The sequence below is a fragment of the Kribbella sp. VKM Ac-2571 genome (assembly GCF_004362255.1).
In the GTDB taxonomy this organism is placed as follows: Bacteria; Actinomycetota; Actinomycetes; order Propionibacteriales; family Kribbellaceae; genus Kribbella; species Kribbella pratensis.
On sequence record NZ_SNWS01000005.1, the window covers coordinates 154568 to 179610 of the forward strand.

Here is a 25043-nt window from a genome sequence, read left to right on the forward strand (position 1 = left end):
TGCGAAGACACTCCTGAGCGACTGTTGTGCAAGAGGCCGGGCCGTTTGCGGTCCGGTGAAGGTGTGGTGGCACCGCGAGATTCCCCTTCGCCCACACCTCCGGGGTTCGAGACAAACCTGGAGGTGAAAACAGCGATGCGAATTCTCAGCCATGAGATCCCCTCAGCAGTAGGCCAGACCGTCACGGTGGCCGGCTGGGTGCACCGAAGACGACGGCTCGCCGCCGTCAGTTTCCTGATCCTGCGCGACCGGTCCGGCCTGGCCCAGATCGTCGTCAAGGGCTCTCAGGCCCAGTTGGACGAGCTGGGTGAGGAGACTGTCGTTCAGGTGACCGGTACGGTCGCCGCCAACCCGCAGGCTCCCGGTGGCGCCGAGATCGTCGACCCGGTGATCGAGCCGCTGACGGAGCCGGCCGCGACGCCGCCGATCGAGCTGTGGCGTCCCACGGTCGGCGCGGGGCTGCCTGTGGTCCTCGACAACGCACCGGTCGCGCTGCGGCATCCCGCCGTACGGGCCGGCTGGGAGATCGCCGCGGCCGCGCTGCACGGGTTCCGGTCCGCGCTGGACGGTCAGGGCTTCACGGAGATCCAGACGCCGAAGATCGTCGGTACGGCGACCGAGTCCGGGGCGAACGTGTTCGCGCTGGACTATTTCGGCGGCCCGGCGTACCTGGCGCAGTCGCCGCAGTTCTACAAGCAGACGATGGTCGGCGTGTTCGAGCGGGTCTTCGAGGTCGGTCCGGTGTTCCGGGCCGAGCCGCACGACACGGTCCGGCACCTGGCCGAGTACGTGTCGCTGGACGCGGAGTTCGGGTTCATCACCGACCACCGCGACGTTCTCGCCGTACTGCGCTCTGTGATCGCGGAGATGCTGTCTTCGGTGGGTGCGCGTGCGGGGGCTGCGTTGGAGCGGCTCGGGGTGACGGCGCCGGAGATCCCGGTCGACGTACCGGTGGTGCACTTCAGCGAGGCGCTGAAGATCGCCGGCGCGGACCCGGACGAGCCGGACCTCGCGCCCGCGGACGAGCGCGCGATCGGCGAGTGGGCGTTGCGTGAGCACGGCAGCGACTTCGTCGCGGTCGAGGGCTATCCGATGGCGAAGCGGCCGTTCTACACGCATCCGCAGCCGTCGGACCCGCGGTGGTCCAACTCGTTCGACCTGCTGTTCCGCGGGGTCGAACTGGTGACCGGCGGCCAGCGCCTGCACCAGTACTCCGACTACGTCGCGGCCCTCGCGGCGCGCGGCGAGTCGGCGGACGCTCCGGCGTACAGCTCGTACCTGCAGGCGTTCAAGCACGGGATGCCGCCGCACGGCGGGTTCGCGATCGGGCTGGAGCGGTTCGTGGCGCGGCTGACCGGTGCGGAGAACGTCCGCGAGGTCACGCTGTTCCCCCGCGACCTGCACCGCCTCACGCCATGACGGAGACCACCGAGTCGGTTGTCGCCGAACTGAACGTTGCCCTCGGCACCGATTACCGGGTCGTGCGGCAACTGACCGGTGGTCTGCAGTCGACCGCGTACGAACTGACCGACGGCGTGGTCCTGAAGTGGACCGACAACCCCGGGTGGGCATCGCGGGTCCGGCAGGCGGCCGAGCTCGTCCGCCGGGCCCGTGCCGTCGGCTATCCCACCCCGGCCTGGCTTACTGTCGGCACGACCGCCGCCGGGTCGCCGTACCAACTGCAGGAGCTCGTCCCCGGCAGCCCGCCGACGTTGGACGCTTCGCTGGCGCGACAACTGATCGAGATCTGTGAGCTGCAGCGGGACCTTCTTCCGGAGGACCGCGACGCGAGCTGGTCCGCGTGGTCGCGCGGCGTCCTCTTCGACGGCTGGGACGGTGTGTGGGAACGGGTGCAGGCATACGACGGGGAGGTCGGCGAGCTCCTCCAGCGGTACGTCGAACTCTGTCGCCCGTATCGGGCTGCGGAACTCCCCCACCACGACTTCGTGCACGGTGATCTGAATATGGGCAACCTACTCGCCGCCGACGGGCGAATCACCGGCATCGTGGACATCGAGGCCGCCGGCGGAGGTTCGCGCGCCTACGACCTGGTCTCCCTGGCAGCCTCCGCCGCCCGCGACGGCGCAGAACCCGGCGTCGACGAACTGTTCCTGGAGGCCGCCCTGCGAGCAAGCGGCCGCGCCACAGTAGCCGTCTGCGCGGCGGCAGCCTTCGCGACCGCGGCAGAGTTCGTCCACAACCGTTCGACGTACGGCCACAACCTGGTAAACCACGGCGCCCGCCGAGTACTCGAACTCCTCAACGCCTAGCAGTCCTGTCCGTCGGCCGAGCTTGGGGAGAGTTCCTTCCCGCTCCGGGAAGAAACCCTCCCCAGGTCCAGGTTGGGGACTAGTTGGAGATCGTGACTGGGATGCTGGTGCTCGGTTGGCTGGCGTTTGTGACGTTGTCCGTGCCGACGGCCACCAACCGGTATGAGCCGTTGCCCGGTTGACCGCTCCAGGTGACGCGATAGTTCGTCGCGGCTGACGTCGAGGATCCGATCTGGGTCCAGTTGGAGCTGGTGCACGAGCCCGAGAGGCCGGCGCAGTAGTAGTAGTGAACACTCTGTACGCCGGAGCCGGATCCATCGTCCGCAGCATCGGTCAGCGCAGCTCCGTTGCTCATCGCAACGGTCACGTTGAACGCCGACGACGGCCCGGCCGAAGACCCGCCCGCCGAGGCACTGAGCGTCAGTCCAAGGGCAGCCGTGTTGATCGTCACCGCACCGAACGTGGCCAGCCCCGCGCCGTTGGTCGTCGCAGTAGCCCCGGAGTCGATCACCCCCTCCGACGATGTCAGGGTGACCGCCACGCCGGACGTCGAAACCGCGTTGCCGTACTGGTCCTGTAGCTGGACGGTGATCGCGGGCGTCAGCGCCGTACCGGCGTACCCGGACGTCGGGCCCTGGACGAAGGACAGCTTGCTGGCCGCACTGGCCGTCACGGCGACCTGAGGTGAGCCCGCGGTCAGGTTCACGAGACTGCCGTTGCCGGCGCGCGATGCCGTCACGAAGGTGGTGATTCCTGTAGTGGTCGGTGCGGTGACGTGCGTGGCGCCGGTTCCAGCACCATAGGTGAGAGTGATCTGGTCGCCGGTGTCACAGCTCTGCGGCACGCTGATCGTCCAGGGGCCCGCTCCGGAAACTGTCACAGTGCCGAGCGAGCAGGTTCCGGGAGCCGACACCGTGACAAGTCCAGGCCCCGCAGATGTCGAGGGCTGGGTCCACGCGGCGGGCACGGTCAAGGTGACCAGTGAATTGGGGCCGAACTTGCCGGTGGTCGCCTTGAAGACGAACGTGAACTGATTACCCGTCGATCCGGCGACGACCGTGGCCGGCGAGACGGACATCGTCCCGTCGCCGCTGTTGGCGTTGGCGGCGAAGGCGGGACCGGCGTTCAACAAACCGAGTGTCGCGAGCGCTGCCACCAGGGCGGCAACTCCTACCCGACGCAGGCGGGATGTCCCCGTTCGACCCTCGGCCTTCTTCCACAGGATGCTCATCACGGGTGTCCGTTCACTGTCGGGCGGGTGACGGTGGGTGGTGTGGTGTCGACCATCAGCTGGGTGCCAACGCTCGGGTTGCTGCTGTTGCCTACAGCGTCGGTTGCGATGGCGACGATGCGGTAGGGACCGTCGGCGGCGGCGAACGGTGCGTTCTTTGTGACGGCGAAGTTGGTGGCCGCCGAGGTGGACGATCCGATCGCGGTCCAGTTCGTCGCGGTGCAGCTGCCGGTCGCGCCGGTGCAGCGGTAGTACGCGACCGAGGCGACGCCTGAGAAGTCGTCGGTCGCCGCATCGGTGAGAGTGACCGCCGTGTTGCCGACGAAGGTCCCGAAGGATCCCGTGGCCGTCGCAACCGGTGCCGGCGCCGTGGGTGCCGTCGCGTCGTACGTGACTGTGTTGTCGGTGCTCGTCGACGCAGTGTTCCCGGCACCGCCCGAGTCGTAGGCGCTGTTGGCCGCGATCGACACCGTGACCGAGCTACTGCTGGTCAGTCCGCTGACAGCCAGGTTGTACGTCGGACCGCTGCCGCTCACCACGACTGCCGCAGTGGCAGGACTGACGGTGACATCCGCACTGGTGAAGTCGGTCACCGCTTCGCTGAAGACCGCCGTGAAGTTCACGGGGGACGTAGCGGTCGGGTCCGCCTGCGCTGCGGCCTGATTGACCATGACGGACGGCCGTGAGTTGTGCACGGTCACGTCCCCGCTCGCACCGGATGCCGTCCAGCTCGCGGAGGTCGCGGTGACGACGTAGTGGTAGATCCCGTCGGGAACATTGACCTCACTGCACGAGGTAGCAGTAGTCGTACTGCAGGCCGCAGCGGTCAGACCGTCGCTGGTCCGTACGCGGTTCACGGTGTAACCGGTCGCCCGGGCCGACGCCGTCCAGGTCACGTTGACCGTTCCGGCGCCGGGCGAAGCCGAGGCTGTCACCGGGGTCGGCGGAGCGAGCGTTCCGGTCGTTGCGGATCCGATGCCGGCACCGGCTCCGGACCAGAAGGCCCAGGCGGTGCCCCCGCCGGCCATCGCGAGGACGACGAGTGCGAGGACGAGCAGTACGCGTCGAGTCATGATCCGCTCCCTGCACCCGAGTAGGCGAGCTTGACAGTGGCGTCCTTGCAGCCGTCCTGGTTCGTCGCCGTGTCGAGCATCGTCACCTGCGGCCAGATCGACTGCGGTACGGCGAGACCGGACAGCGCACGGCTCGCGTTGCCGGGAACAGTGAGCGGATACGTTCCGCCGTACTGCGTGATCCGGTAGTCCGCCGGTCCACATGGGAGGCTGTGCGCGACGGCGTACGGCGTCCGCGTGACCGAGCTCAGCGCGACCGTCAGGTTCGTCACCGAGATGGGTTTCTTGTTCGGGTTGGTCAGCGTGAGGTCGAGTGGTCGCGAGACTCCGGGCGAGAGCAGACCGGACAGGTTGCCGCTGATCGCGAAGTCCTTGCCGGTGGTCTGCACGACCAGTTTGACGCTCGCGTACGCCGATCGCGTGACATCTGCTGGGTCCTTGCCGCTCGCGGTCAAGGAGAGTGTGTAAGTGCCGTCGGAGACGGTGTCCGGCGTGCTGATCTGCACGCTCGCGGAGCTCCCTGTCACCGGGTTCGGCGTGAACGTAGCCACCGCACCTTGCGGCAGTCCGCCAGCGACGCCGAGGGTGACAGACCCCGGCAGGTTCGTCCGGGTCAATTGGATGCTGAAGACTGCGATCGTTCCGGGCGCTTGCGTGATCGAGGCCGGCGTAGCGGTCATCGACAACGAACTGGAAAGCGGGGCATTCACCACCAGACCGGCGGTGATGGTGCCGCTGACCTTCGCGCCGGTGCCTTGGACGGTGATCCCGGCCGATCCGGTCGGCGTACTCGCCGTCGTGCTCACGGTCAGCGTCGTACTCGCCGTACTGCCGGACGTGAGCGTCACCGACGACGGGCCCAAGGACGCGGACGTCCCGTTCGGCACTCCGGTGGCGCTGAAGGCGACCGCGCCGGTGAAGCCGCCGGTCGACATCACGCTGACCGTGTACGTCGCCGTCTGGCCGCGCGTCACCGACTGGCTGGTCGGCGTGATGCCCAACTGGATGCCGGGTTTCGCCGGCTGGGCCGCGTACGACAGGCCGGCCACGGCGAGCAGCAGGCAGACACCGGCGATCAGGAACTTGATCACCCGGTACCGGCTCGTTCGCGTGCCTCGCATCTACTGCTCACTCCCCCAAGAACACTTTGTCGCGGTCCCGGCCTGGACGGGGCGCCGGGTCGATGTAACGCCCCGCCCAGGCCTGGGAAACCGCGGTGACGAACTAGTTGCTGGCGTACGACAGGTTGACAGTCGCGCCCTTGCAGCCGTCCTGGTTGCTGGCCTTGTTGTTGAACTTCAGGGTCGCGCCGGTGAAGTCCGCCGTGCCGCCAGCGGCGACATCGGTGGCCACGCTCATGGTCGGCGAGGCCAGCGTGTAGTCCGTGGCGTCGCAGGTGCCGGTGGCGCCGGTTGCCTTGGTGACGCTCGCGATGCTGACGATGACGCTGTTGACGTAGGCGCTGCTGTCCGCGTTGTTCGTCACGGTGCCGCTGATGGTCTGCGCGCCGTCACCCGGACGCAAGTTCGAGACGGTGCTGGTCTGCACGATCGCGAGGTTGCTGGCGCCGGCGGACGTCGTGCCCGAGCCGCTGCCGGAGCCGGTGGTGCTCCAGTAGGCGAAGGCTGAGCCGGCTCCGATGATGACGGTGGCTGCGGCGGCGATGATGATCTTCTTCTTGCGGTGCATGGCGGTTTCCCTTTCCCCCCGGCCCCGATCGGGCCGTCTCCCCAGGAAGGTTGCCATCGGCTGGGCGGCCGGTTTGTCAGCCGAACGGTCAGACTTTGTCGTCCGATCGGTGGTATTCCTGTGCTGTGGATTTCGAGACTGAGCAGGCCGTCCTGGCAGCGGTCGACGACGAGCGGATTGTTGCGGAACTGCGGGAGCTCGTGCGGATACCGAGCGTCGACGGGACCGCGGCTGAGGTCGACGTACAGGCATGGTGTGCTGCCCGGTTGGAAGCGCTGGGGCTGACCGTTGATCACTGGCGGCTCGAGCTGTCGGCCGATGATCCGGGGTTTCCCGGGATGGAGGTCGAGCGGACCGAGGCGTGGGGTTGTGTCGGCGTACTCGGTGGCGGTGCGACGCCGGGACTGATCCTCAACGGGCATGTCGACGTGGTGCCGGGTGGCACGTTCGACGCCCGGATCGAGGACGGCGTGATGTGGGGCCGCGGGACCTGTGACATGAAGGGCGGCGTCGCCGCGATCTTCGGCGCGGTGGCGGCCGTTGTTGCCGCGGGCATTCGGTTGCGGAAACCGCTGGCGGTGCACACCGTGATCGGTGAGGAGGACGGCGGCGTCGGCGCGTTCGCGACGCTGCGCCGCGGTCATCGCGGCGAGGCCTGCCTGATCGCGGAGCCGACCGCGGGAACAGTCATCCCCGCCAACTCCGGCTCGCTGACCTTCCGCCTGGAGGTGCCGGGACTCGCCACCCACGGTTCGACCCGCAGCCGCGGAGTGAGCGCGATCGAGAAGTTCACTCTGATCCAGACCGCGCTGCAGGAGCTCGAACGTGAGCGCAACCGGGACCCGCATCCACTGCTCGCCCACCTCGACCTCGCCAACCCGCTGTCGGTCGGCACCGTCGCGGCCGGCGACTGGGCGAGCACCGTCCCCGACCACCTGGTCGCCGAGGGCAGGTACGGCGTACGCCTCGGTGAATCGGTCGCCGACGCGCGGACCGCCTTCGAGACGGCGGTTGCAGAGGCTTGCGCGAAGGACGACTGGCTGCGCGAGCACCCGGTGACGGTCAGCTGGCCGGGCGGTGAGTTCGCCTCAGGCCTGCTGGCTGAGGGCGACCCGCTCCTCGCCGACACCGTTCGAGCGGCGACCGACGCGGGCAACCCGGCGCCGGCGGTCAAGGGAGCGCCGTACGGGTCCGATCTCCGGCAGTACGCCGCAGCAGGCATCCCCACGCTGCAGTACGGGCCGGGCGACGTCCGCTACGCACACGCTGCGGACGAGCATGTCGTACTGGCCGACGTACTGCATGCCGCGCGTGCGTATGCCCTGCTGGCTGTACGTCGCTGCGGTTGATACAAATCCACCATGATGCCGCTGCGGGGACGCTCCGAGGAGCTCGGCAAGCTCCTGGAGGCGCTGCGAGCGGCGAGCAACGGACAGGCTTCGCTGGCCGTGGTCAGCGGTGAGCCCGGCATCGGTAAGTCGGCGCTGCTGGCGGCCGCCGTCGAGCAGGCCGAACGGCAGGGCTTCCTGGTCGCGAGTGCGGCCGCTCACCAGACCGACAACATCAGTCCGCTCGCGTCACTCGCTCCTGCGCTCCGGGCCGGTGCAGAGCCGCTGATCGGCACCGACCAGTTCCTGGAGCTGGCCAGCCTCAACACCCAGCCACTCTGGCTCGCTGAACGCCTGGCCGACCTCATCGGCCGCCGTCTCGACGGTGTCCGCGCCCTGATCGTGCTGGACGACGCGCAGTGGTCCGACCCGCTCACTGCGTTCGTGCTGCGGGTTGTGATCGCACGTCTCCCCGGAGCGAACCTCCTCTGGCTGCTAGCCACCCGTCCTAGCCCTGGCGGCACGACCGACCAGCTCATCGAGGCCGTCGACGTTCCGGTGCACACCATCCCGCTCGCACCGCTGACCGCTGACGCGATCCAGGACCTCGCTGCAGACCGTCTGAACCACCCGGTCGACCCGTCGCTCGCGGTGCAGCTCGCCAGTGTCCAGGGCGTCCCGTTCCTCGCCGAGCAGCTCATTGCCGGCCTGTACCTGAGCGGCAACGACCTGTCCGCCGGTCTGATCGAGGGTGTACGTCGTCGTACCGGCGAGCTGTCCGAGGACAGCCGGGACCTGGTCCGTACGGCGGCTGTCTTCGGCAGCGAGTTCCGCCTCGAAGACGTGGCCGCCCTGATGGCCGCGCCGGTTGCCAGACTGGCCGCACCGTTGGAGGAGGCGATCCAGGCGGGTCTGCTCACGGACGCTGGGTCCGTACTGCGCTTCCGTCACGAGCTTCTGCGGTCCGCGGCGTTGGCCGACGTACCGCCTTCGGCTCAGCGGGCACTGCACGGCGCGATCGCGAGCCAGCTGATTTCCGCGGGGCGTGGTGCGGCCGCTGCCGCACCGCACGTCCTCGCAGTTGCGCAGTCTGGTGACGCGACCGCTGTCGCAACGCTGCGGGAGGCTGCACAGGACCTGCTGGCAACGATGTCGACCACAGCCGCTGAGGTGATCCGGGAGGCGTTCGACCTGACCCGGGTGGACGATCCGCTCCGCGCTGAGGTCGGTGTGGACGTCGTGAGCGTCCTGCTGGCCGCGTGGCAGTACGACCGCGCCAAAGCCTTCGCCGACGACCTGCTCAGCGGTACGGCGCTCTACCACGGACCGATCACCCCGGACCTCCAGGCGACGATCCGGCTACACCTCGCGCCGTACCAGTGGGCCAGTCAACGTCTGGATGCGGAGGAGCTCACCGCCCCACGCGCCTCGCCGCATCTGGCGGAGCGGCTCGCCGCCTACCGCGCACTGGCCGGTCAAGAGCCTCCGTCCTCCGTACACGACCCAGTGGCACGGGCACTGCTGCAGGTGGCCGCTGCCGAGCGGGCACAGGCCGAGGGCAGGTATGTCGAAGCCCGGGACCTGTACGCCGGAGCGCGGCGTGCGGAGAACGGTCTGGGGAGTCTGCCGACCACGCTGGTCGAAGTCGGCGAGCTGTACTGCCGTGCCGAGGCCGACGAGCTGTCGATTGCGCTCGAGCGCGTCAGGGAGCTGATGACCGTCGGTGATTCCTGGGCAGGGCCGCAGCTGGCGGTCCTGCGCGCGCGACTCGAGTATGCGGCGGGCAATCTGCAGAACGCGGAGGAAGCGGCCCACTCCGGTCTGCGTTGGATGGACCAGTTGCAGGTGAGCGGCCTGACCGCAGCAGCAGACCAGGTCCTCGCACTGGTCGCCCTGCTCCGCGGCCACCTGACTCAGGCACGCAAACTGGCCGGCAGCGATCCGACGATCGCTGCGCTGCTGGCCATCGCGGACGGCGACGCCAAAGCAGTCAGCCGGCTGGCTGCGACACCACATGACTTCCCCGAGCGCATCGCCGTACTGCTGCAAGCCGACGCCCTCGATGAGCTGTCACGTCTCAGTCCGTCTGCTGCCGGCCGTGGCGCGCTCGCCGTGGTAGCTGCGGGCAACGACGTCGAGCAGCTGGCTGCCGCGGTCGAGATCGTCCGTACGGCGCAACGGCCCTTGCTGCTCGCACAGGCCGAGGAGCGCTACGGGCGGGCTGCTCTGGAGGCAGGTGATCGCAAGACCGGCGTACAAGCTCTGGAGCGAGTGCTGGACAGTCTGACGGCTCTTGGCGCGACTGCTACGGCTGGGCGGATCCAGGCGGTGCTGCAGGCGGCTGGGGTACGACGACGTCGCTGGGCCGCCGTACCGCCGCGGGCGCAGGCAGGGTGGGAGTCACTCACGCCGATGGAGCGGCGGGTCGCACTGCTCGTCGCCGAGGGGCACACGAACCGGTCGGCAGCCGAGGAGCTGGTGGTATCGGCCAGTACTGTCGGGACGCATCTGCGGGCCGTGTTCGGCAAGCTCGGAGTGAAGTCGCGGGTCCAGCTCACCCGGCTCGTGCTGGAACGGTTCGCCCCTCCCCCGAACGCATGAGATTCGGGTGCACCGCCTGCTCTGAGCACCGGAGCGGTCCCTGACAGGTTCACGTGTTCGCTCGATCCGCCGGAGCGGGCCTGAGCGGTTTCCTTCTAGCAAGCAACCACGAAGGGAACAGCAAGATGACTGAGCAGTCAGGCAAGACCCCCACCGTCGTCCTGGTCCACGGCGCGTTCGCCGAGAACGCCAGCTGGTCCGGTGTGATCGCCGAGCTCACCAGCCGCGGCATCCCGGCGATCGCGGTCGCCAACGAGCTGCGCGGCCCCGCGCTCGACGGCAGCCGGGTCGCCGCCCAGGTGCGCGAGATCGACGGCCCGGTCGTCCTGGTCGGGCACTCGTACGGCGGTGCGGTCATCACCGCGGCCGCCAACCAGGCGGACAACGTCTCCGCACTCGTCTACGTCGCCGCATTCGTGCCCGAGGAGGGCGAGAGCCTGCAGGACCTGCTCGGCAGCTTCCCGGCCAACGACTTCGCGTCCGGTCTGGTCCCGCACCAGCTGCCCACCGGTGACGGCGGCGAGGAGACCTGGCTGAGCATCGACCGGTCCAAGTTCCGGGCGCTGTTCGCGGCGGACGTCGAGGACGCGGAGCAGCTCGGCCGGACGCAGCGGCCGATCGCCGCGGTCGCGTTCGACGAGAAGTCCGGTGCGGCGAGCTGGAAGCGCCTGCCGGTCTACGACCTGGTCGCCACCGGCGACCAGGCGATCCACCCGGACGGCCAGCGCACGATGGCCGCCCGCGCGAACGCCACCACGATCGAGGTCGACGGCTCGCACGCCGTCGCCGTCTCGCAGCCGAAGGCCGTCGCCGACTTCATCGCGACCGCCGTCGAGGCTGGTGCCGCCCGCTGAAAACACATCGGCCGGACCGCAGTAAGCGGTCCGGCCGTTGCGTTGTCAGTCCTCGAGAGCCTGGTAGAGCGTGGTCCAGAAGTCGTTCATGAGCTGGACCGAGGACGGTACGGTCGTGCCGACCTGGGTGAGCAGGATGCCGGTGACCTGGTTGACCGGGTCGGCGTACGTCGACGTACCGGCGCCGCCGTCCCAGCCGAACTGGCCGATCGGCGCGTAGTCGCCCCGGTAGGTGCGAACCGCCATCCCGAAGCCCCAGCCGCCCTGCTGACCCTGGCCGAACGAGATGTGTACGTTGTCCCGCGCCAGCGTCTCCCGCGCCGCCAACTGCTCGGCCGTGAGGCTGTTGCTGGTCATCAGTTGCACGGCCGGCTTGGAGAGGATCCGCTGGCCTTGGTGTACGCCGTGGTTCAGCAGCATCCGGAAGTAGGCGTGGTAGTCGTCGGCGGTGGAGTTCAGCCCGCCGCCACCGCCCTGGAACGCCGGCGGAGCGCTGTGCCGGCCGCCCTCCGCCTCGTCCCACACCTGGAACTCGCCGGTCGCGGGGTCCGGCGCGTACAGCGGTGGGAGCCGGTGCAGCTGGTCGGCGGGAACGGAGAACCCGGTGTCCTTCATGCCCAGCGGCCCGAAGATCCGTTCCTGCAGGAACTCGTCGTACGACTGACCGGTGACCCGGGAGACGAGGACGCCGATCAGGTCGCTGCTGATCTGGTACTGCCAGCGCTCACCCGGCTGGTACATGAGCGGAAGCGTGCCGAGGCGCCGCATCCACTCGTCCGGCTCCGGCATCGGCACCGGCCCGTTGGGCGTGATGCCCTGCTCGAACAGGGCGGCCATGATCGGCGTGCCGATCATCGTCATGTCCATGCCGAGCCCGAACGTGGAGGTCAGCACGTCCCGGACGGTGATCGGGCGCTTGGCCGGCACGGTGTCGTCGACCTGGCTGTCGATCCGCTTCAGCACCTGACGGCCGGCCAGCTCGGGCAGCCACGGCTCGACCGTGTCGTCCAGCCGCAGCCGGCACTCGTCGAGCAGCACCATCGCCGCCGACACCGAGACCGGCTTCGACGTCGAGGCCATCCGGAAGATCGTGTCGCGTCGCATCGGCGCGCCGCCTTCGTGACGCATCGTTCCGAGGGTCTCGACGTACGGCTCACCGTCGCCGCGGCTGACCAGGGCGACGACGCCGGGGATCTTCCCGGAGTCGACATGCCGGGCCAGTACGTCGTGCAGTCGGCGCAACCCGGCCTCGGTGAAGCCGGAGGAAGTCGTTGACATGGTGGTGCTCCTTGGAGTCGTACGGATCGCGGTCAGAGGCTGCGGGCGATGATGTCGCCGACCGCGGTGGTCGCGCGGATCGTGAGTTCGGCGCCCGCGCCCTCGCTGTTCTTGAGCGCGTTGTTGATGCGGCCGGTGGAGGTGCCGGCGTCCAGCGTGGCCGAGACTCCGGCGGCGGCGACGATCTCCACCTCGCCGACATCGGTGCGCAGTACGACGGTGCCGCGCACCGCCTCGGCGATCCGGATGTCGCCCTTGCTGGTGCGAATCTCCGCGGGGCCGTTGAGGCGGCCGACGGACACGTAACTGGCGGAGGTCGTGATTCGGGCGCTCGCGACGTCCTCGAGGTCGATCGGACCCTGAGCGCTCTCGATGACGACATCGCCGAAGCGTCCGGTCGCCCGGAGATCGGCGCTGGCCGCCTTCACCTCGGCCTGGGAACCGGCCGGCAGTTGCACCGTCACCGCGACGGCTCCGGAGGGTCCGAAGTACTGGTTCTTCGCGACGACCGCGATCCGCAGGACGCCGTCGGCGTACTCGACCGTGGTCTGCTCGGCCGCCTTCACGTCGCGGCTCTTCGAGGCGTCCGCGGGGAGCACCTCGACGGCGGTGTCGGTCCGGTCGCCGGCAACGAGCTGAATGCGTCCGGCGGGGATGTCGAGGACTGCGGAGATCGGCTCGGGGGTGTTGTACGTCGGCATTGTGGTGCCTTCCTGGACTCGTTGATGTGTTGTTGACGAACACCAAGATCCAGGGCCGTCCTGACACCGAACCGCCGCGGCGCTGACACGGCGGCTGACAGCCGTCGGTCAGAGGATTCGCTCCAAGGCCGCCTGCCCGATCGGGCCCCAGTGGGTCTTCCCGCCCGGGATGCCCTTCTCTCCGTTGATGCCCATGGCGATCAGGAACAGTGCGCGCGTCAAGGCCCAGCCGCGGGCCCGTCGTACCGTCGCCTCGTCCGCCCCGTAGGCGTCGAGGAAGCGCTCCGCCTCCGGGAGCAGGATCCAGGCGGCCGCGAGGTCGTTGGCCGGGTCGCCGGCGCCGATCTCCTCGAAGTCCACGACGCCGGCGAGCGTGCCGTCGGCAACGACCACGTTCGCCGGGTGCAGGTCGCCGTGCAGCCACACCGGCGCCCCGTCCCACTTGGGCGCCGCGATCGCGTCCTCCCACACCGCACGGATCTCGTCGGCGCGGCCGACGTACGCCTGCACCTCGTCGAAGCCGGGGCTCGGCGCGAGCGTGCTCCGTTCGCTCACCGGCGCGTCGGCCGGTGTCTCGGTGTGCAGCGCCTTCAGGAAGTCCGCGAGTACGTCGGCGGCGGCCGGATCCGTGAGCGGTGCGTGGTCCGCGGGTTCTCCGTGCACCCAGGTGGTGATCATCCACGTCCGTGGGAAGGCGTCGGACGGGTCACAGAGGTCGAGTGGGGTCGGGACCGGCAGCGGGAGCTGGGCGGCGAGGCTGGGCAGCCACCGGTGTTCTCGGCGGAGCGGTTCGGGGCCCTGGTTCCCGCGAGGCAGTCTGACGGCCAGGTCGTCGCCCAGGCGCCACATCTGGTTGCCCCAGCCGCCGATGATCTCCTTCAGCTCGAGATCGGCCAGGTCAGGATGCTGGGCTTTCAGCAGGGTCCGCACGAGTTCGTCGTCCATTTTCAGATCCACGGCCCGTCAGACGCGTCACACCGGTGGCTGGTTGGGAATAGGTTCACAGAACGGACAGTTGCCGACAGTTATGCGCATTGATGTGTGGTCCGACGTCGTCTGCCCGTGGTGCTACATCGGGAAGCGGCGGCTCGAAGAGGCTCTCGCGGACAGCGGTGAGAGCGCCGAGATCGTCTGGCACAGCTTCCAGCTCGACCCGTCGTCGACGAACGACGACCCGCGGGACCTGGCGACGCGGCTGGGCGAGAAGTACGGTCGCGGCCGCGAGTGGGGCCTGCAGGCGAACGCCCACGTCACCGAGGTGGCGGCGGAGGTCGGGCTCGAGTACCACCTGGACCAGGCGAAGCCGGTCAACACCGTCGACGCGCACCGCATCCTCCACCTGGCCCGGGACCTCGCTGAGGCCGGAGAGGTGCCTGCTGACACGCAGGGCCGCCTCAAGGAGCGTCTGCTCAAGGCCTACTTCACCGACGGCCTCCCTGTCGGTGACCACGCCACACTGACCGAGTTGGCCACCGAGGTCGGCCTCCCCGCCGAGCGAGTGCGTGAGGTTCTCGCGAGTACGACGTACACCGACGACGTCGCCGCGGATCAGGCACAGGCCCTGGCGTACGGCGCCAACGGCGTGCCGTTCTTCGTCATCGACGAGAAGTACGGCGTCAGCGGCGCACAGCCCGTCGACGTCTTCAAGGAAGCACTGCGGCGCGCGAACGCGGACCGCAAGCCGGTGACGCTCATCACCGCACCGGGCGCGACGACTGACGGTGACGCGGAGTGCGGGCCGGACGGCTGCCCCATCTGAGTCCGACGTTCAGCGGTGGGTACCGGGAGTCATACGAAACGTGGTGTATGAAGGAGGCATGACTGTCGTGCGCGCACTGGCCAGGCCGTTGCTGTCCGTCATTTTCGTCGTGCAAGGCGCCAACGCCGTCCGGAACCCCGAGCCGCTGGTGCCCAAGGCCCAACCCGTCACCGACCGGCTCGTGCCGATGGTGAAGAAGGTCGCGCCGCCGCAGGTCAGCGACCGCATCCCCGAAACCACCGCCAACCTGATCCGGCTGAACGGCGCGGTCCAGGTCCTCGGCGGTCTCGCGCTGGCAACCGGTAAGGGCCGTCGCCTCGGAGCCACCGTGCTGGCGGCTTCGCTGGTGCCGACAACGCTCGCCGGGCACGCGTTCTGGCAGGAGAAGGACAAGGACGCCCGCAACCAGCAGCGCATCGCCTTCATGAAGAACCTGGGCGTGCTCGGCGGTCTGCTGCTCGCGGCGGTCGACACCGAAGGCAAGCCGGGTGTCACCTGGCGCGCCACGCACGGCGCGCGGGCGGCGAAGCGCGAGACCAAGCGCGGCGCGAAGGCCGCCAAGCGCGAGGCCAAGCAGTTCGCCCGCGAGGCGAAGCACGCCGCGCGTCTCGCGAAGGCGGAGCTCAGCTGATCGCGATGCCCTAGGCTCAGGGCAGTACACAGCTGAGCTTGAGGGAGTGGGATGAGCGAGCAGGGTTGGCCGGCGCCGCGGGTCGATGGAGCGGTGACAGGTACCGTCACGGTGCCCGGATCGAAGTCGATCAGCAACCGCGCGCTCATCCTCGCCGCGATCGCGGACGGCCCGTCACACCTGACCGGCCTGCTCGCGGCTCGCGACACGTCCCTGATGCGGTCGGCGCTGGTCTCGCTCGGCGTGGGCATCTCGGAGAGCGGTACGACGGTGACCGCCACCCCGGGCTCGCTCAAGGGCCCGGCGAACGTCGACTGCGGTCTGGCCGGCACCGTGATGCGGTTCGTGCCGCCGGTGGCAGCGCTCGCCGACGGCGTGGTCGCGTTCGACGGTGACGAGTACGCGCGGGAGCGGCCGATGGGCGTCATCCTGGGCGCCCTGCGGACCCTCGGCGTACAGATCGACGACGGCGGGACCGGCCGGATGCCGTACACCGTGTCCGGCACGGGTTCGGTGCGCGGCGGCAAGGTGACGCTGGACGCGTCCGGGTCGAGCCAGTTCGTGTCCGCGCTGCTGCTGGCCGGCGCCCGGTACGACGAGGGCGTCGACATCCGGCACGACGGAAAGCCGGTGCCGTCGCAGCCGCACTTGGACATGTCGGTCGCGATGCTGCGGGAACGCGGCGTCACAGTCGACGACGCGGAACCGAACCGGTGGGTCGTTGCCCCCGGCCCCATCCGGGCGCTGGACACCGCGATCGAACCCGACCTGTCGAACGCGGCGCCGTTCCTGGCCGCGGCGGTCCTCACCGGCGGCGAGGTGACCGTGACCGGCTGGCCGGCCGAGACCACGCAGCCGGGCGGCCAACTGCCCGAGCTCTTCACGCGGTTCGGCGCCGTGGTGACGCGCACCGAGGACGGTCTGACCGTGCGCGGGACCGGAAGGGTGCAGGGCTGCGACCTCGACCTGAGCGAGGTCGGCGAGCTGACCCCCGTGATCGCCGCGGTGGCCGCCTTCGCCGACGGGCCGTCGTACCTGCGGGGAATCGCGCACCTGCGCAACCACGAAACCGACCGGCTGGCGGCGCTCGAGACCGAGTTCAATGCACTCGGCGGGGACGTCACGCAACTCGAGGACGGGCTGGCGATCCGGCCCAAGTCCTTGCACGGCGGCCTTTTCCACACCTACGACGACCACCGGATGGCGCACGCGGCCGCCGTCGTCGGTCTGCTCGTCGACGACCTGCAGATCGAGAACATCGGCACCACGGCCAAGACGCTGCCCGAGTTCCCCGCCATGTGGTCGGAGCTCGCCGGCTGATGTCGCGGTACGACGAGGAGGCCAAGTACGACCGTCCGAAGCGCCGGACCCGGCCACGGACCAAGGACCGTCCCTCGTACGACGACGCCGCGATCGGGTTCGTCTTCACCCGCGACCGCGGGCGCTACGCCTGCTGGGTCGAGGATCCGGACGGCGGGCGCGAGGTGACCGCGATGAAGGCCCGTCAGCTCGGCCGCACGGGCGTCATCGTCGGCGACCGGGTCAAACTCGACGGCAACGCCACCGGCGACGAGGGCTCACTGGCCCGGATCGTCGAGGTTCTTCCCCGTACGACGCTGCTGCGCCGCTCCGCCGATGACGACGACCCGGTCGAGCGCCCACTGGTCGCGAACGCAGACCAGCTCGTCATCGTCGTCGCGGTCGCGAACCCGGAGCCCCGCACCGGGTTGATCGACCGCTTCCTGGTCGCGGCGTACGACGCCGGCATGCGGCCGCTGCTCTGCCTCACGAAGACCGACCTGGCCGATCCGGACCCGCTGCTCTCGATCTACCGCCCGCTCGGCGTCGAGTCGGTCGCCACGCACCAAGGCGGCGACCTGACCGAGCTCCGCGAGCAACTCGACGACCGGACGAGCGTTCTCGTCGGCCACTCCGGTGTCGGCAAGTCCACGCTGGTCAACGGCCTGATCCCGGGGGCGGACCGGGCGATCGGCGTCGTCAACGAGGTGACCGGCCGTGGACGCCATACGTCGACCAACACTCTGGTCCTCCGGCTGCCCGAGGGCGGTTGGATCATCGACACCCCGGGGATCCGCTCCTTCGGTCTGGCCCACGTCGAGCCGGAACAGCTGATCAACGCCTTCCCGGATCTCGCCGAAATCGCCGAAACCTGTCCCCGAGGTTGCACACATACCGTCGACGCTCCTGATTGCGCACTGGACGAAGCCGTCATCGAGGGTCGCGCTGATCGCGCCCGGGTCGACTCCTTCCGCCGGCTCCTGGCCTCCCGCGAAGGCCGGGAGCTGCGCGAGACCGAGGAGCCTACTTCTTAGGCAGCGTGCCGCTCCAGACGGCTCTGGCGCCGGCGTCGCCGGTGCGGATGGTCTGGTAGATCACGACGGCTCCGACCACCACGACCGCCGCGGTGACGACCAGTTCGAGCGGACGGCTCTTGGTTGCCTTCGCCCCCTTTCCGTTGGCCGGCGCCGTCGGCCCACTCAGCAGCAGGAACGCGGCCACCACCAGCACAGCGAACGCCAGGACGAACCACAGGAGCAGGTTCCCCCGGGACCTGTGCAGCGCGACCAGCTTGTCCAGTTGCGGGATCGCCGCCACGAACGCGTCGCCGCTCTTCTTCGCGACGAACGCGCACACCAGCGCACCCAGCCCGAGCACGAGGGCCGGCCAGCGCAGGAACCAGCGCCACTTCGGCACCAGCGCGAAGACGATCGCGGTGAGCGCAGCCACCGGCAGTACGACCACCGCGGTGGATCACCAGCACGTGCAGCGGCAGATCCCCGAAGCGCTCGAACATTGACGCCTCCCGGCGGTCATAGGACGTGATCAGACACTAGTGGCACGTTCAACGACTGCCGTTGGTTCAATCCACACCGCAATCGATCCGCAACTGATCCCGGACACCCGCTCCGCCCGGGAGCGGTTCAGCGGGATCTAGCGTAGAACCCGGGGCTCGCGCCCGGGAGATACCCTTGAGGGAGCCCACCAGTTGGGAGATGGACACCCTTCGGCGGTAGTGAGCGAGGAGGTGGACGTGGCCACGTTCGCCGTTGAACTCGACCAGTTCGGTTTCGAAGTCGGCGCAGACGGCGCGCATGACTTCCTCGCCGCGTCAAAGGATCTTGTCGGTGAACGGTCCGCGCGGGTCCTTTGGCGTGACCAAGTGCGCCGGGAGGGTACAGACGACCCGCACACCCCTGCGGATATGGGCTTTGGCTCCCAGCGTGGTGACATAGATCAACTGTCGTACGATGCCTGGCGTGAAAATTGTCGTGCCGGTCAAGCTGATGCCGGATGCCGTACAGGCACCGGCGATCGGCTCGACGCTGCACACGGTCAACGACCGCGCCAATTGGGTATCCGAAGTCGCTTTCGCCACTGGAGTCATGCGTGAGTACGCGCTGCGCAAGCACACCTACGCCGAGCTGAAAGCAGCCGGTCTCGGGGCGCAGGCCGCGCAGCACACGATCAAGAAGGTGTGCGACGCCTACGCCACACTGCGGGGGAATCTGCGGGCGGGCAATCTCGGCGAGCCCGGATCGAAGCGCCGGAAGAAGGCCGAGTCCAAGCCGGTAGTCTTTCGCCCCCAGGCAGCGCACCCGTTTGACGAGCGGTGCTTGTCTTGGCAGTACGACGCGCAGACGGTCAGCATCTGGACCATCTCCGGACGGCTCAAGAACGTCCGCTTCGCCTGCTCCGCCGGCGCCCTCAAGACTTTACGGGAGTGCCGCAAGGGCGAATCTGACCTGATCGAACGTGACGGCGTGTTCTACCTGATCGCCGTGTGCGAGATCCCCGAAGCCGAGCAGTACGAACCCGACCAGTTCATCGGCGTCGATCTCGGTATCGCCAACATCGCCACCACGTCCACCGGATACCTGGCGGCTGGACACGGCCTGAACCGGTATCGCAAACGGCAGCTCAGGCTGCGCAAGAAGCTGCAGACCAAGCGCACCAAATCCGCGAAACGTCGGCTGAAGGTCCGGCGCCGCAAGGAAGCGCGGCACGCCGCGAACGTCAACCACATCATCGCGAAACAGATCGTGACCGAGGCTGAACGCACCTCGTCGGGGATTGCCCTGGAAGACCTGGGGGGCATCCGGCAGAGGGTACGGCTCCGCAAGCCCCAACGGGTCGCGCTCCACTCCTGGGCCTTCCACCAACTCCGAACCTTCCTTGAGTACAAGGCACGCAGGGCAGGCGTCCCGCTGGTGTACGTCGATCCGGCGTACACCAGCCAGGAATGCGCCCATTGCCATCACATCGACAAGAAGAACCGGGTCGACCAGGCCCGCTTCGTCTGCCGGTCGTGCGGGGTCGTTGCCCACGCCGACCGGAACGCTTCCCACAACATCGCCGCACGCGGCGAGGCTGTGTGGACTGCGGGGCGTGAGTCACGCGTCCCTGACACCCCATAAAGGGTGTCTGGACGGAGGAGCCCACCCAACAGCCAGCTGGGCGCTACCTCCAAGCCCCGCCGTTCACGGCCGGGTCAAGTTGACGCTAGCCTTCCGGCATGCCTTCGCACACGGATGACCTGCGGCTCGCCCACATCCTGGCCGACGACGCGGACTCGACCACGATGGACCGCTACAAGGCGCTCGACCTGCACGTGGCCACCAAGCCCGACCTCACGCCGGTGAGCGAGTCGGACAAGAAGGTCGAGGACGTGATGCGCAAGACGCTCGCCCGGGCCCGTCCGCGGGACGCGTTCGTGGGCGAGGAGGACGGCACCAGCGGCTGGGGCGTACGGCGCTGGGTGGTCGACCCGATCGACGGCACCAAGAACTACATCCGCGGCGTCCCGGTCTGGGCCACGCTGATCAGCCTGATGATCGAGGACCAGGTCGTGGTCGGCGTGGTCTCCGCGCCCGCACTCGGGAAGCGCTGGTGGGCGTCGTACGGCGACGGCGCCTGGACCGGCCGCGCACTGCACTCGTCGCAGCCGTGCCGGGTCAGCGACGTGAGCAAGATCGAGGACGCGTCGTTGTCGTACGCCTCGCTCAAGGGCTGGGAGAAGATCGGCAAGAAGAACCAGTGGGCGGACCTGATGGACTCGGTCTGGCGGACCCGCGCGTACGGCGACTTCTGGTCGTACATGCTGGTCGCGGAAGGTGCGGTCGACATCGCCGCCGAGCCCGAGCTCAACCTCTACGACATGGCCGCGCTGGCGATCATCGTCGACGAGGCCGGCGGCAGGTTCACCTCCGTCGACGGCGCCCCCGGCCCCAACGGCCCCAACGCCGTCGCCACCAACGGCCGCCTGCACGACGAGGTCCTCAAACGCCTCGAGTAATCCGCTGCTGCAGGAACTCCGCCTCCACGGCGTTGGTGGTGAAGGCCAGCGCCTCCTCGAACGCCGCCCGCGCCTCGTCCACCCGCCCACAGCGCCACAGCAACTCACCGCGCGTGGACGCCAGATACGGGTACGTCGCCAGCGCCGGATCGTCCGGCACCTCCTGAAGCGCAACCTCCGGGCCCGCCACATAGCTGAGCGCAACCGCCCGGTTCAAAGCCACCACCGGCGAAGGCCACCGCTCGAGCAGTACGTCGTACAGCCCGAGGATCTCGGCCCAGTCGGTGTCTTCCCACCGTGCCGCCTCCGCGTGCACCGCGGCGATCGCGGCCATCAGCCCGAACCGTCCAGCCGGCCCCACCGCTCCCGGCACCAACTCCAGCGCCTCGGCGATCAACGCGTGGTCCCAGAGCGAGCGGTCCTGGTCCTCCATCAGCACCAACTGCCCGTTGACCTGTGCAGCCTGCCGCGCTTCGGTCAGCAACAGCAACGCCAGTAGCCCGGCTGCCTCGGAACTCTCCGGCAACAGCAAGCGAATCATCCGCGCAAGATCAAGCCCCCGCCGGCTTGCTGTGTTGTTCGCGGTGTCGTTCGCGGTGTAGCCCGCTGTGTAGACCAGGTGGATGACGTCCAGGACCGCGTCGATGCGCTCAGGGAGATCTGTCAGGCGTGGGATGCGGTAGGGGATGCCGGTTCGGGAGATCTTCTGTTTGGCGCGGGTGATGCGGGCCTGCATCGTGGCTTCCTTGACCAGGAACACCTTGGCGATCTCCGCCGATGACAGGCCGCACACCATGCGCAAGGTCAGCGCGATCTGCGCCTCCTGTGACAGCGCCGGATGGCAGCAGGTGAAGACCAGCCGCAAACGATCGTCCGGGAACGTCTCGTCGACGGCATCCGCAACCGGAATCAGCAACGGGAGTTTCCGCCGTACGACGTCCGCACGCCGCCGATGCTCCAGCGCGCGCCTCGTCGCGACAGTCGTCAGCCACGCACCCGGGCGCCCAGGCACACCCTGTTCCCGCCAGTGCACCAGCGCCTTCGCGTACGCGTCCTGCACACAGTCCTCGGCCAGGTCGAGGTCCGCCGCCACGCGGGCAGTCGCGGCGAGTACGGCGGCCCACTCGCTCGAGTGCGCCGCCGCCACCGCATCCGCCACCGGATCAGGCACAGTCGTCTCCGAACGGAGCGCCGTACGCTCCGATCTCAGCCACCGTTGACCAGTGGACGAACCTCGACACCGCCCATCGGCGACGGGACCTGCTTGGCGATCGCGAGCGCCTCGTCCAGGTCGGCGGCCTCGATGACGTAGTACCCGCCCATCACTTCCTTGGTCTCGGCGAAGACGCCGTCCGTGACGACGTACCCGCCGTTGCCGTCGGAACGGATCGAGGTCGCGGTCTCGCTCCCGTCGAGCTGCCCGCCGCCGCGCACGGCGGACGCGTTGGCCTCGACGAAGGCCTGATGGTTCTTGTGATTCTGCTCCGCCACCGACCCGTCGTCCGCGGCCCACTTCGCCTCGTCGTCGTAGATCATCACCAGGTACTTGCCCACTTGTGGGTCACCTCTCTCGTCCACACTCGGTTACAGCATCCACCACTCCGATGCGCGACCCGGGCCGGAATCGACAACCCCCGCGAGGAAGTTTCGCGACCACGTATGGTGGCCGGTATGCCCTTGACGTACCCCATCGCGGAGCAGACGCTCGACAACGGCCTCCGGGTCGTCGTGAGCTCGGACCGCGCCGTCCCGATCGTCGCCGTCAACCTCTGGTACGACGTCGGGTCGCGCCACGAACCACCGGGGCTGACCGGGTTCGCGCACCTCTTCGAGCACCTGATGTTCCAGGGGTCGCGCAACGTCGCCTCCGGTCAGCACTTCAGTCTGCTGGAGACCGCCGGCGCCAGCCTGAACGCAAGCACCTTCTTCGACCGCACGAACTACTTCGAATCGCTGCCCAGCGGCGGTCTCGACCTCGCGCTGTGGCTCGAGGCGGACCGGATGGGCTACCTGCTCGACGCGGTCAACCAGGAGAACCTGGACAACCAGCGTGACGTGGTCAAGGAAGAGAAGCGGCAGAGCTACGACAACCGTCCGTACGGCGACTCGTACGAGCGGCTCGTCCGGCTCGCCTTCCCCGAGGGCCACCCGTACGCGCACATGACGATCGGCTCGATGGAGGACCTGGACGCCGCCTCGCTGGAGGACGTGCACGCGTTCTTCCGCAAGTACTACGGGCCGAACAACGCCGTCCTGACGATCGTCGGCGACGTGTCCACCGACGACGCGTTCGATGCCGCCAAGCGGTACTTCGGCCACCTGACCGCGATCCCCACGCCGCCGCCGGCGCCGGACGGGACGATCGGCCCGATGACCGGCGTACGGCGTGACGACGTGGTGTCCGACGTACCGTCCGACCTGATCACGATGATGTTCCGGCTGCCGGTCGACGGCACGCCGGAGCTGGACGCGGCCGGGCTCGCGCTCGACGTCCTCGCCGCAGGGCAGAGCGGACGGCTGAACCGGCGGCTGGTCCGCGACGAGCAGATCGCGCAGTCGGTGTCCGGTGGCGCGCTGCCGCTGATCGGCGGGGTGTCGTTCGGCACGCTGACCGGGATCGCCTCGGACGGTGTCGATCTGCAGAAGGTCGAGGACACGCTGCTCGAGGAGATCGAGAAGCTGGCCGCTGACGGTGTCACCCCGGAAGAGCTGGCCACGGTGCAGGCACAGGCCGAGCGGGACTGGCTCGAGCAGCTGGCGACGTGCGCCGGCCGTGCCGACGAGATCTCGCACTATGCGTTGCTGTTCGGCGATCCGAACCGGATCAACACGCGCATCGACCAGATCCAGGCCGTGACCGTCGAGCAGGTGCAGGCGGCCGCGCAGCAATGGATCCGCGCGGAGGGCCGTGTGCAGGTCACCTACCGCCGCAGCGAGTCGGGAGAAGAAGAATGAGCCAGGTTCTGACCACCCCGCCGCCGGTCGGCGCGCCGCGTCCGTGGAAGTTCCCGGAGGCGGTGACCACGCGGACCAGCGTCGGCGCACCGGTGCACGTCTTCGACCGTCCGGGGCAGTACGTCGCCACCGTCCGGGTCACGATCGCGATGCCGCTGATCGCCGAACCGCGAGAGCTGGAAGGTGTCGCGACGATCATGTCGCGGACGCTCGACGAGGGCACCGAGCTGCATTCGGCCAACGAGTTCGCCGCCGCGCTGGAACGGCACGGAGCGGCGTACGGCGTCGATGTCAGCTCGGACGCCCTGCACGTGGAGATCTCGGTGCCGGTGTCGCATCTCGCGCCGGCGGTCGACTTGCTGGCCGAGGCGATCACACGGCCCGCGTTCAACCAGGCCGATGTCGGACGGCACGTGACGATCCGGCTCGGCGAGATCAACCAGGAGCGGGCCAACGCCGGGTACCGGGCACGGGAGGCGTTCGCGGCGCATCTGTTCGACCCGTCGACGCGGCGGTCCCGGCCCACCGCGGGCCGGCCGGACACGATCCGTCCGCTGACCAACGTCGAGGTGGCCGACTTCTACCGGAACAACATCGGCCCGGAGCGGGCGGAGATCCTGTTCGCCGGCGACGCGACCGGTGTGGACGTCGCCGGCATCATCGACGCGGCCTTCAGCAACTGGACGTCGTCCGCAGGTCCGGCCCTCGAGACGCCGGAGCCGATCTACCTTCCGGGCAACCGGGTCGTGCTCGTCGACCGGCCGGGCTCGGTGCAGAGCCAACTGCTGATCGGGTGCGCCGGACCGGACCGGCGGGACCCGGGTTGGGGTGCGGCCGCGGTCGCGAATCACGTGGTCGGCGGGACGATCACCTCCCGGGTCGACACCGTGCTGCGCGAGGAGAAGGGGTACACGTACGGGACGCGGACCAGCTTCGCTGCTCCCCGCAAGGGCGGGACCTTCAGCCTCGGCGGCGCCGTACGGACCGAGGTGACCGGCGCCGCGATCGGTGACGCGCTGCGGATCCTGCGGGAGGCCCGCGACGGCCTGACCGAGCAGGAGGTGCAGGAGGCGAAGGACAGCCTGATCCGCACCGCGCCGCTGCGCTACGAGCAGGCCGACTCCGTGGCACAGCAGGTCGGCAGCAACATCGCGAACGGCGTACCGATCGACTTCGCCGATACGTACCTGGCGAACATCGCCGCCACCACGGCCGCCGAAGCGACCGACGCCTACCGCCGGTACGTCGGCACCGACGGCCTGCTCGTGGTCGTGGTCGGGGAAGCCGAGGACGTCCGCCCCCAGCTCGAGACCCTCGACCTGGGCGACCTGATCGAGTTCAGCTGATCGGGATCTTCTG

Annotated in this window: 23 protein-coding genes and 1 pseudogene; 13 read left to right on the top strand and 11 right to left on the bottom strand. The window is 69.0% G+C overall.

Annotated features, from left to right (window positions below; all coding sequences use genetic code 11):
* The first annotated feature begins 135 nt into the window (after positions 1–135).
* Positions 136–1419: an aspartate--tRNA(Asn) ligase gene (gene aspS / locus EV651_RS13305; RefSeq protein WP_133785462.1), complete on the top strand. Its 1284-nt coding sequence runs from the start codon at positions 136–138 to the stop codon at positions 1417–1419.
* The gene (locus EV651_RS13310) at positions 1416–2270 is read left to right on the top strand and encodes a phosphotransferase family protein (protein WP_133785463.1); all 855 of its coding nucleotides are present in this window, start codon (positions 1416–1418) and stop codon (positions 2268–2270) included. Before aspS ends, EV651_RS13310 begins: the two co-directional genes overlap by 4 nt.
* A gap of 79 nt (positions 2271–2349) precedes the next feature.
* Here EV651_RS13310 and EV651_RS13315 read toward each other — a convergent pair whose 3' ends face one another.
* The 4 genes from EV651_RS13315 to EV651_RS13330 all read right to left on the bottom strand — a co-directional run bounded on the left by EV651_RS13315 (position 2350) and on the right by EV651_RS13330 (position 6263).
* On the bottom strand, positions 2350–3501 hold the full coding sequence (locus EV651_RS13315; protein WP_133785464.1) for a hypothetical protein: 1152 nt from the start codon (positions 3499–3501) through the stop codon (positions 2350–2352).
* On the bottom strand, positions 3501–4574 hold the full coding sequence (locus tag EV651_RS13320) for an Ig-like domain-containing protein (RefSeq protein ID WP_133785465.1): 1074 nt from the start codon (positions 4572–4574) through the stop codon (positions 3501–3503). The genes EV651_RS13315 and EV651_RS13320 overlap by 1 nt, the downstream gene beginning before the upstream one ends.
* Positions 4571–5695: a hypothetical protein gene (locus tag EV651_RS13325; RefSeq protein ID WP_133785466.1), complete on the bottom strand. Its 1125-nt coding sequence runs from the start codon at positions 5693–5695 to the stop codon at positions 4571–4573. The genes EV651_RS13320 and EV651_RS13325 overlap by 4 nt, the downstream gene beginning before the upstream one ends.
* A gap of 103 nt (positions 5696–5798) precedes the next feature.
* Positions 5799–6263: a hypothetical protein gene (locus EV651_RS13330; protein ID WP_133785467.1), complete on the bottom strand. Its 465-nt coding sequence runs from the start codon at positions 6261–6263 to the stop codon at positions 5799–5801.
* Between the two features lie 125 nt (positions 6264–6388).
* Between EV651_RS13330 and EV651_RS13335 the strand changes: the two genes are divergently transcribed.
* The 3 genes from EV651_RS13335 (at position 6389) to EV651_RS13345 (ending at position 11046) form a co-directional block, all read left to right on the top strand.
* Positions 6389–7612, top strand: coding sequence for a M20/M25/M40 family metallo-hydrolase (locus tag EV651_RS13335; RefSeq protein WP_133785468.1), 1224 nt, complete (start codon positions 6389–6391; stop codon positions 7610–7612).
* A 12-nt stretch (positions 7613–7624) separates the two neighbouring features.
* Positions 7625–10192, top strand: a complete 2568-nt coding sequence (locus EV651_RS13340; RefSeq protein WP_133785469.1) for a BREX system ATP-binding domain-containing protein — start codon at positions 7625–7627, stop codon at positions 10190–10192.
* A gap of 125 nt (positions 10193–10317) precedes the next feature.
* A complete protein-coding gene (locus EV651_RS13345) occupies positions 10318–11046 on the top strand; it encodes an alpha/beta hydrolase (protein WP_133785470.1) in 729 nt (242 codons plus the stop codon).
* 45 nt (positions 11047–11091) lie between these two features.
* Here EV651_RS13345 and EV651_RS13350 read toward each other — a convergent pair whose 3' ends face one another.
* The 3 genes from EV651_RS13350 to EV651_RS13360 form a co-directional block, all read right to left on the bottom strand.
* Positions 11092–12324 (bottom strand): serine hydrolase, encoded by a 1233-nt coding sequence (locus EV651_RS13350; RefSeq protein WP_133785471.1) that lies wholly within the window; start codon positions 12322–12324, stop codon positions 11092–11094.
* A 32-nt stretch (positions 12325–12356) separates the two neighbouring features.
* The gene (locus EV651_RS13355; RefSeq protein ID WP_133785472.1) at positions 12357–13025 is read right to left on the bottom strand and encodes a DUF4097 family beta strand repeat-containing protein; all 669 of its coding nucleotides are present in this window, start codon (positions 13023–13025) and stop codon (positions 12357–12359) included.
* A 108-nt stretch (positions 13026–13133) separates the two neighbouring features.
* Complete coding sequence (locus tag EV651_RS13360; protein ID WP_133785473.1) at positions 13134–13970, bottom strand: aminoglycoside phosphotransferase family protein; 837 nt, start codon at positions 13968–13970, stop codon at positions 13134–13136.
* An 82-nt stretch (positions 13971–14052) separates the two neighbouring features.
* On the opposite strand from EV651_RS13360, the gene EV651_RS13365 reads away from it, so the two are divergent.
* The 4 genes from EV651_RS13365 to rsgA are packed head-to-tail and all read left to right on the top strand — an operon-like array spanning position 14053 to position 17748.
* Complete coding sequence (locus EV651_RS13365) at positions 14053–14784, top strand: DsbA family protein (protein WP_133785474.1); 732 nt, start codon at positions 14053–14055, stop codon at positions 14782–14784.
* A gap of 58 nt (positions 14785–14842) precedes the next feature.
* Positions 14843–15415 (top strand): DoxX family protein, encoded by a 573-nt coding sequence (locus tag EV651_RS13370; RefSeq protein WP_133785475.1) that lies wholly within the window; start codon positions 14843–14845, stop codon positions 15413–15415.
* A gap of 51 nt (positions 15416–15466) precedes the next feature.
* Positions 15467–16735, top strand: coding sequence for a 3-phosphoshikimate 1-carboxyvinyltransferase (aroA, locus tag EV651_RS13375; RefSeq protein ID WP_133785476.1), 1269 nt, complete (start codon positions 15467–15469; stop codon positions 16733–16735).
* Positions 16735–17748: a ribosome small subunit-dependent GTPase A gene (gene rsgA, locus EV651_RS13380; RefSeq protein WP_133785477.1), complete on the top strand. Its 1014-nt coding sequence runs from the start codon at positions 16735–16737 to the stop codon at positions 17746–17748. Before aroA ends, rsgA begins: the two co-directional genes overlap by 1 nt.
* Here rsgA and EV651_RS13385 read toward each other — a convergent pair.
* The gene (locus tag EV651_RS13385) at positions 17738–18178 is read right to left on the bottom strand and encodes a DUF2231 domain-containing protein (RefSeq protein WP_238156861.1); all 441 of its coding nucleotides are present in this window, start codon (positions 18176–18178) and stop codon (positions 17738–17740) included. The genes rsgA and EV651_RS13385 overlap by 11 nt on opposite strands.
* Before the next feature lie 217 nt (positions 18179–18395).
* Positions 18396–18533 (bottom strand): annotated as a pseudogene (locus EV651_RS42350) (transposase); the annotation flags it as partial.
* A gap of 151 nt (positions 18534–18684) precedes the next feature.
* Here EV651_RS42350 and EV651_RS13395 point away from each other — a divergent pair.
* Together EV651_RS13395 and hisN are read left to right on the top strand one after the other, a co-directional pair.
* On the top strand, positions 18685–19851 hold the full coding sequence (locus tag EV651_RS13395) for an RNA-guided endonuclease TnpB family protein (protein WP_133785479.1): 1167 nt from the start codon (positions 18685–18687) through the stop codon (positions 19849–19851).
* Positions 19852–19949: 98 nt separating this feature from the next.
* On the top strand, positions 19950–20729 hold the full coding sequence (gene hisN / locus EV651_RS13400; RefSeq protein WP_133785480.1) for a histidinol-phosphatase: 780 nt from the start codon (positions 19950–19952) through the stop codon (positions 20727–20729).
* Here the strand turns inward: hisN and EV651_RS13405 are convergent.
* Both EV651_RS13405 and EV651_RS13410 read right to left on the bottom strand, forming a co-directional pair.
* Positions 20713–21900 carry an RNA polymerase sigma factor gene (locus tag EV651_RS13405; RefSeq protein ID WP_202870312.1) on the bottom strand — a complete coding sequence of 396 codons (1188 nt, stop codon included), beginning with the start codon at positions 21898–21900 and terminating at the stop codon, positions 20713–20715. The genes hisN and EV651_RS13405 overlap by 17 nt on opposite strands.
* Before the next feature lie 35 nt (positions 21901–21935).
* Positions 21936–22283 (bottom strand): YciI family protein, encoded by a 348-nt coding sequence (locus EV651_RS13410; protein WP_238156862.1) that lies wholly within the window; start codon positions 22281–22283, stop codon positions 21936–21938.
* 117 nt (positions 22284–22400) lie between these two features.
* Between EV651_RS13410 and EV651_RS13415 the strand changes: the two genes are divergently transcribed.
* A complete protein-coding gene (locus EV651_RS13415) occupies positions 22401–23684 on the top strand; it encodes a pitrilysin family protein (RefSeq protein WP_133785481.1) in 1284 nt (427 codons plus the stop codon).
* A complete protein-coding gene (locus tag EV651_RS13420; RefSeq protein WP_133785482.1) occupies positions 23681–25030 on the top strand; it encodes a pitrilysin family protein in 1350 nt (449 codons plus the stop codon). The genes EV651_RS13415 and EV651_RS13420 overlap by 4 nt, the downstream gene beginning before the upstream one ends.
* Positions 25031–25043: the final 13 nt, after the last annotated feature.

What these genes read in the sequence shown, in the direction of transcription:
- aspS (WP_133785462.1), top strand. Translation starts at nt 136, where the DNA reads ATGCGAATTCTCAGCCATGAGATCCCCTCAGCAGTAGGCCAGACCGTC.
- EV651_RS13310 (WP_133785463.1), top strand. Translation starts at nt 1,416, where the DNA reads ATGACGGAGACCACCGAGTCGGTTGTCGCCGAACTGAACGTTGCCCTC.
- EV651_RS13315 (WP_133785464.1), bottom strand. Translation starts at nt 3,501, where the DNA reads ATGAGCATCCTGTGGAAGAAGGCCGAGGGTCGAACGGGGACATCCCGC.
- EV651_RS13320 (WP_133785465.1), bottom strand. Translation starts at nt 4,574, where the DNA reads ATGACTCGACGCGTACTGCTCGTCCTCGCACTCGTCGTCCTCGCGATG.
- EV651_RS13325 (WP_133785466.1), bottom strand. Translation starts at nt 5,695, where the DNA reads ATGCGAGGCACGCGAACGAGCCGGTACCGGGTGATCAAGTTCCTGATC.
- EV651_RS13330 (WP_133785467.1), bottom strand. Translation starts at nt 6,263, where the DNA reads ATGCACCGCAAGAAGAAGATCATCATCGCCGCCGCAGCCACCGTCATC.
- EV651_RS13340 (WP_133785469.1), top strand. Translation starts at nt 7,625, where the DNA reads ATGATGCCGCTGCGGGGACGCTCCGAGGAGCTCGGCAAGCTCCTGGAG.
- EV651_RS13345 (WP_133785470.1), top strand. Translation starts at nt 10,318, where the DNA reads ATGACTGAGCAGTCAGGCAAGACCCCCACCGTCGTCCTGGTCCACGGC.
- EV651_RS13350 (WP_133785471.1), bottom strand. Translation starts at nt 12,324, where the DNA reads ATGTCAACGACTTCCTCCGGCTTCACCGAGGCCGGGTTGCGCCGACTG.
- EV651_RS13355 (WP_133785472.1), bottom strand. Translation starts at nt 13,025, where the DNA reads ATGCCGACGTACAACACCCCCGAGCCGATCTCCGCAGTCCTCGACATC.
- EV651_RS13360 (WP_133785473.1), bottom strand. Translation starts at nt 13,970, where the DNA reads ATGGACGACGAACTCGTGCGGACCCTGCTGAAAGCCCAGCATCCTGAC.
- EV651_RS13365 (WP_133785474.1), top strand. Translation starts at nt 14,053, where the DNA reads ATGCGCATTGATGTGTGGTCCGACGTCGTCTGCCCGTGGTGCTACATC.
- EV651_RS13370 (WP_133785475.1), top strand. Translation starts at nt 14,843, where the DNA reads ATGACTGTCGTGCGCGCACTGGCCAGGCCGTTGCTGTCCGTCATTTTC.
- aroA (WP_133785476.1), top strand. Translation starts at nt 15,467, where the DNA reads ATGAGCGAGCAGGGTTGGCCGGCGCCGCGGGTCGATGGAGCGGTGACA.
- rsgA (WP_133785477.1), top strand. Translation starts at nt 16,735, where the DNA reads ATGTCGCGGTACGACGAGGAGGCCAAGTACGACCGTCCGAAGCGCCGG.
- EV651_RS13395 (WP_133785479.1), top strand. Translation starts at nt 18,685, where the DNA reads ATGCCTGGCGTGAAAATTGTCGTGCCGGTCAAGCTGATGCCGGATGCC.
- hisN (WP_133785480.1), top strand. Translation starts at nt 19,950, where the DNA reads ATGCCTTCGCACACGGATGACCTGCGGCTCGCCCACATCCTGGCCGAC.
- EV651_RS13415 (WP_133785481.1), top strand. Translation starts at nt 22,401, where the DNA reads ATGCCCTTGACGTACCCCATCGCGGAGCAGACGCTCGACAACGGCCTC.
- EV651_RS13420 (WP_133785482.1), top strand. Translation starts at nt 23,681, where the DNA reads ATGAGCCAGGTTCTGACCACCCCGCCGCCGGTCGGCGCGCCGCGTCCG.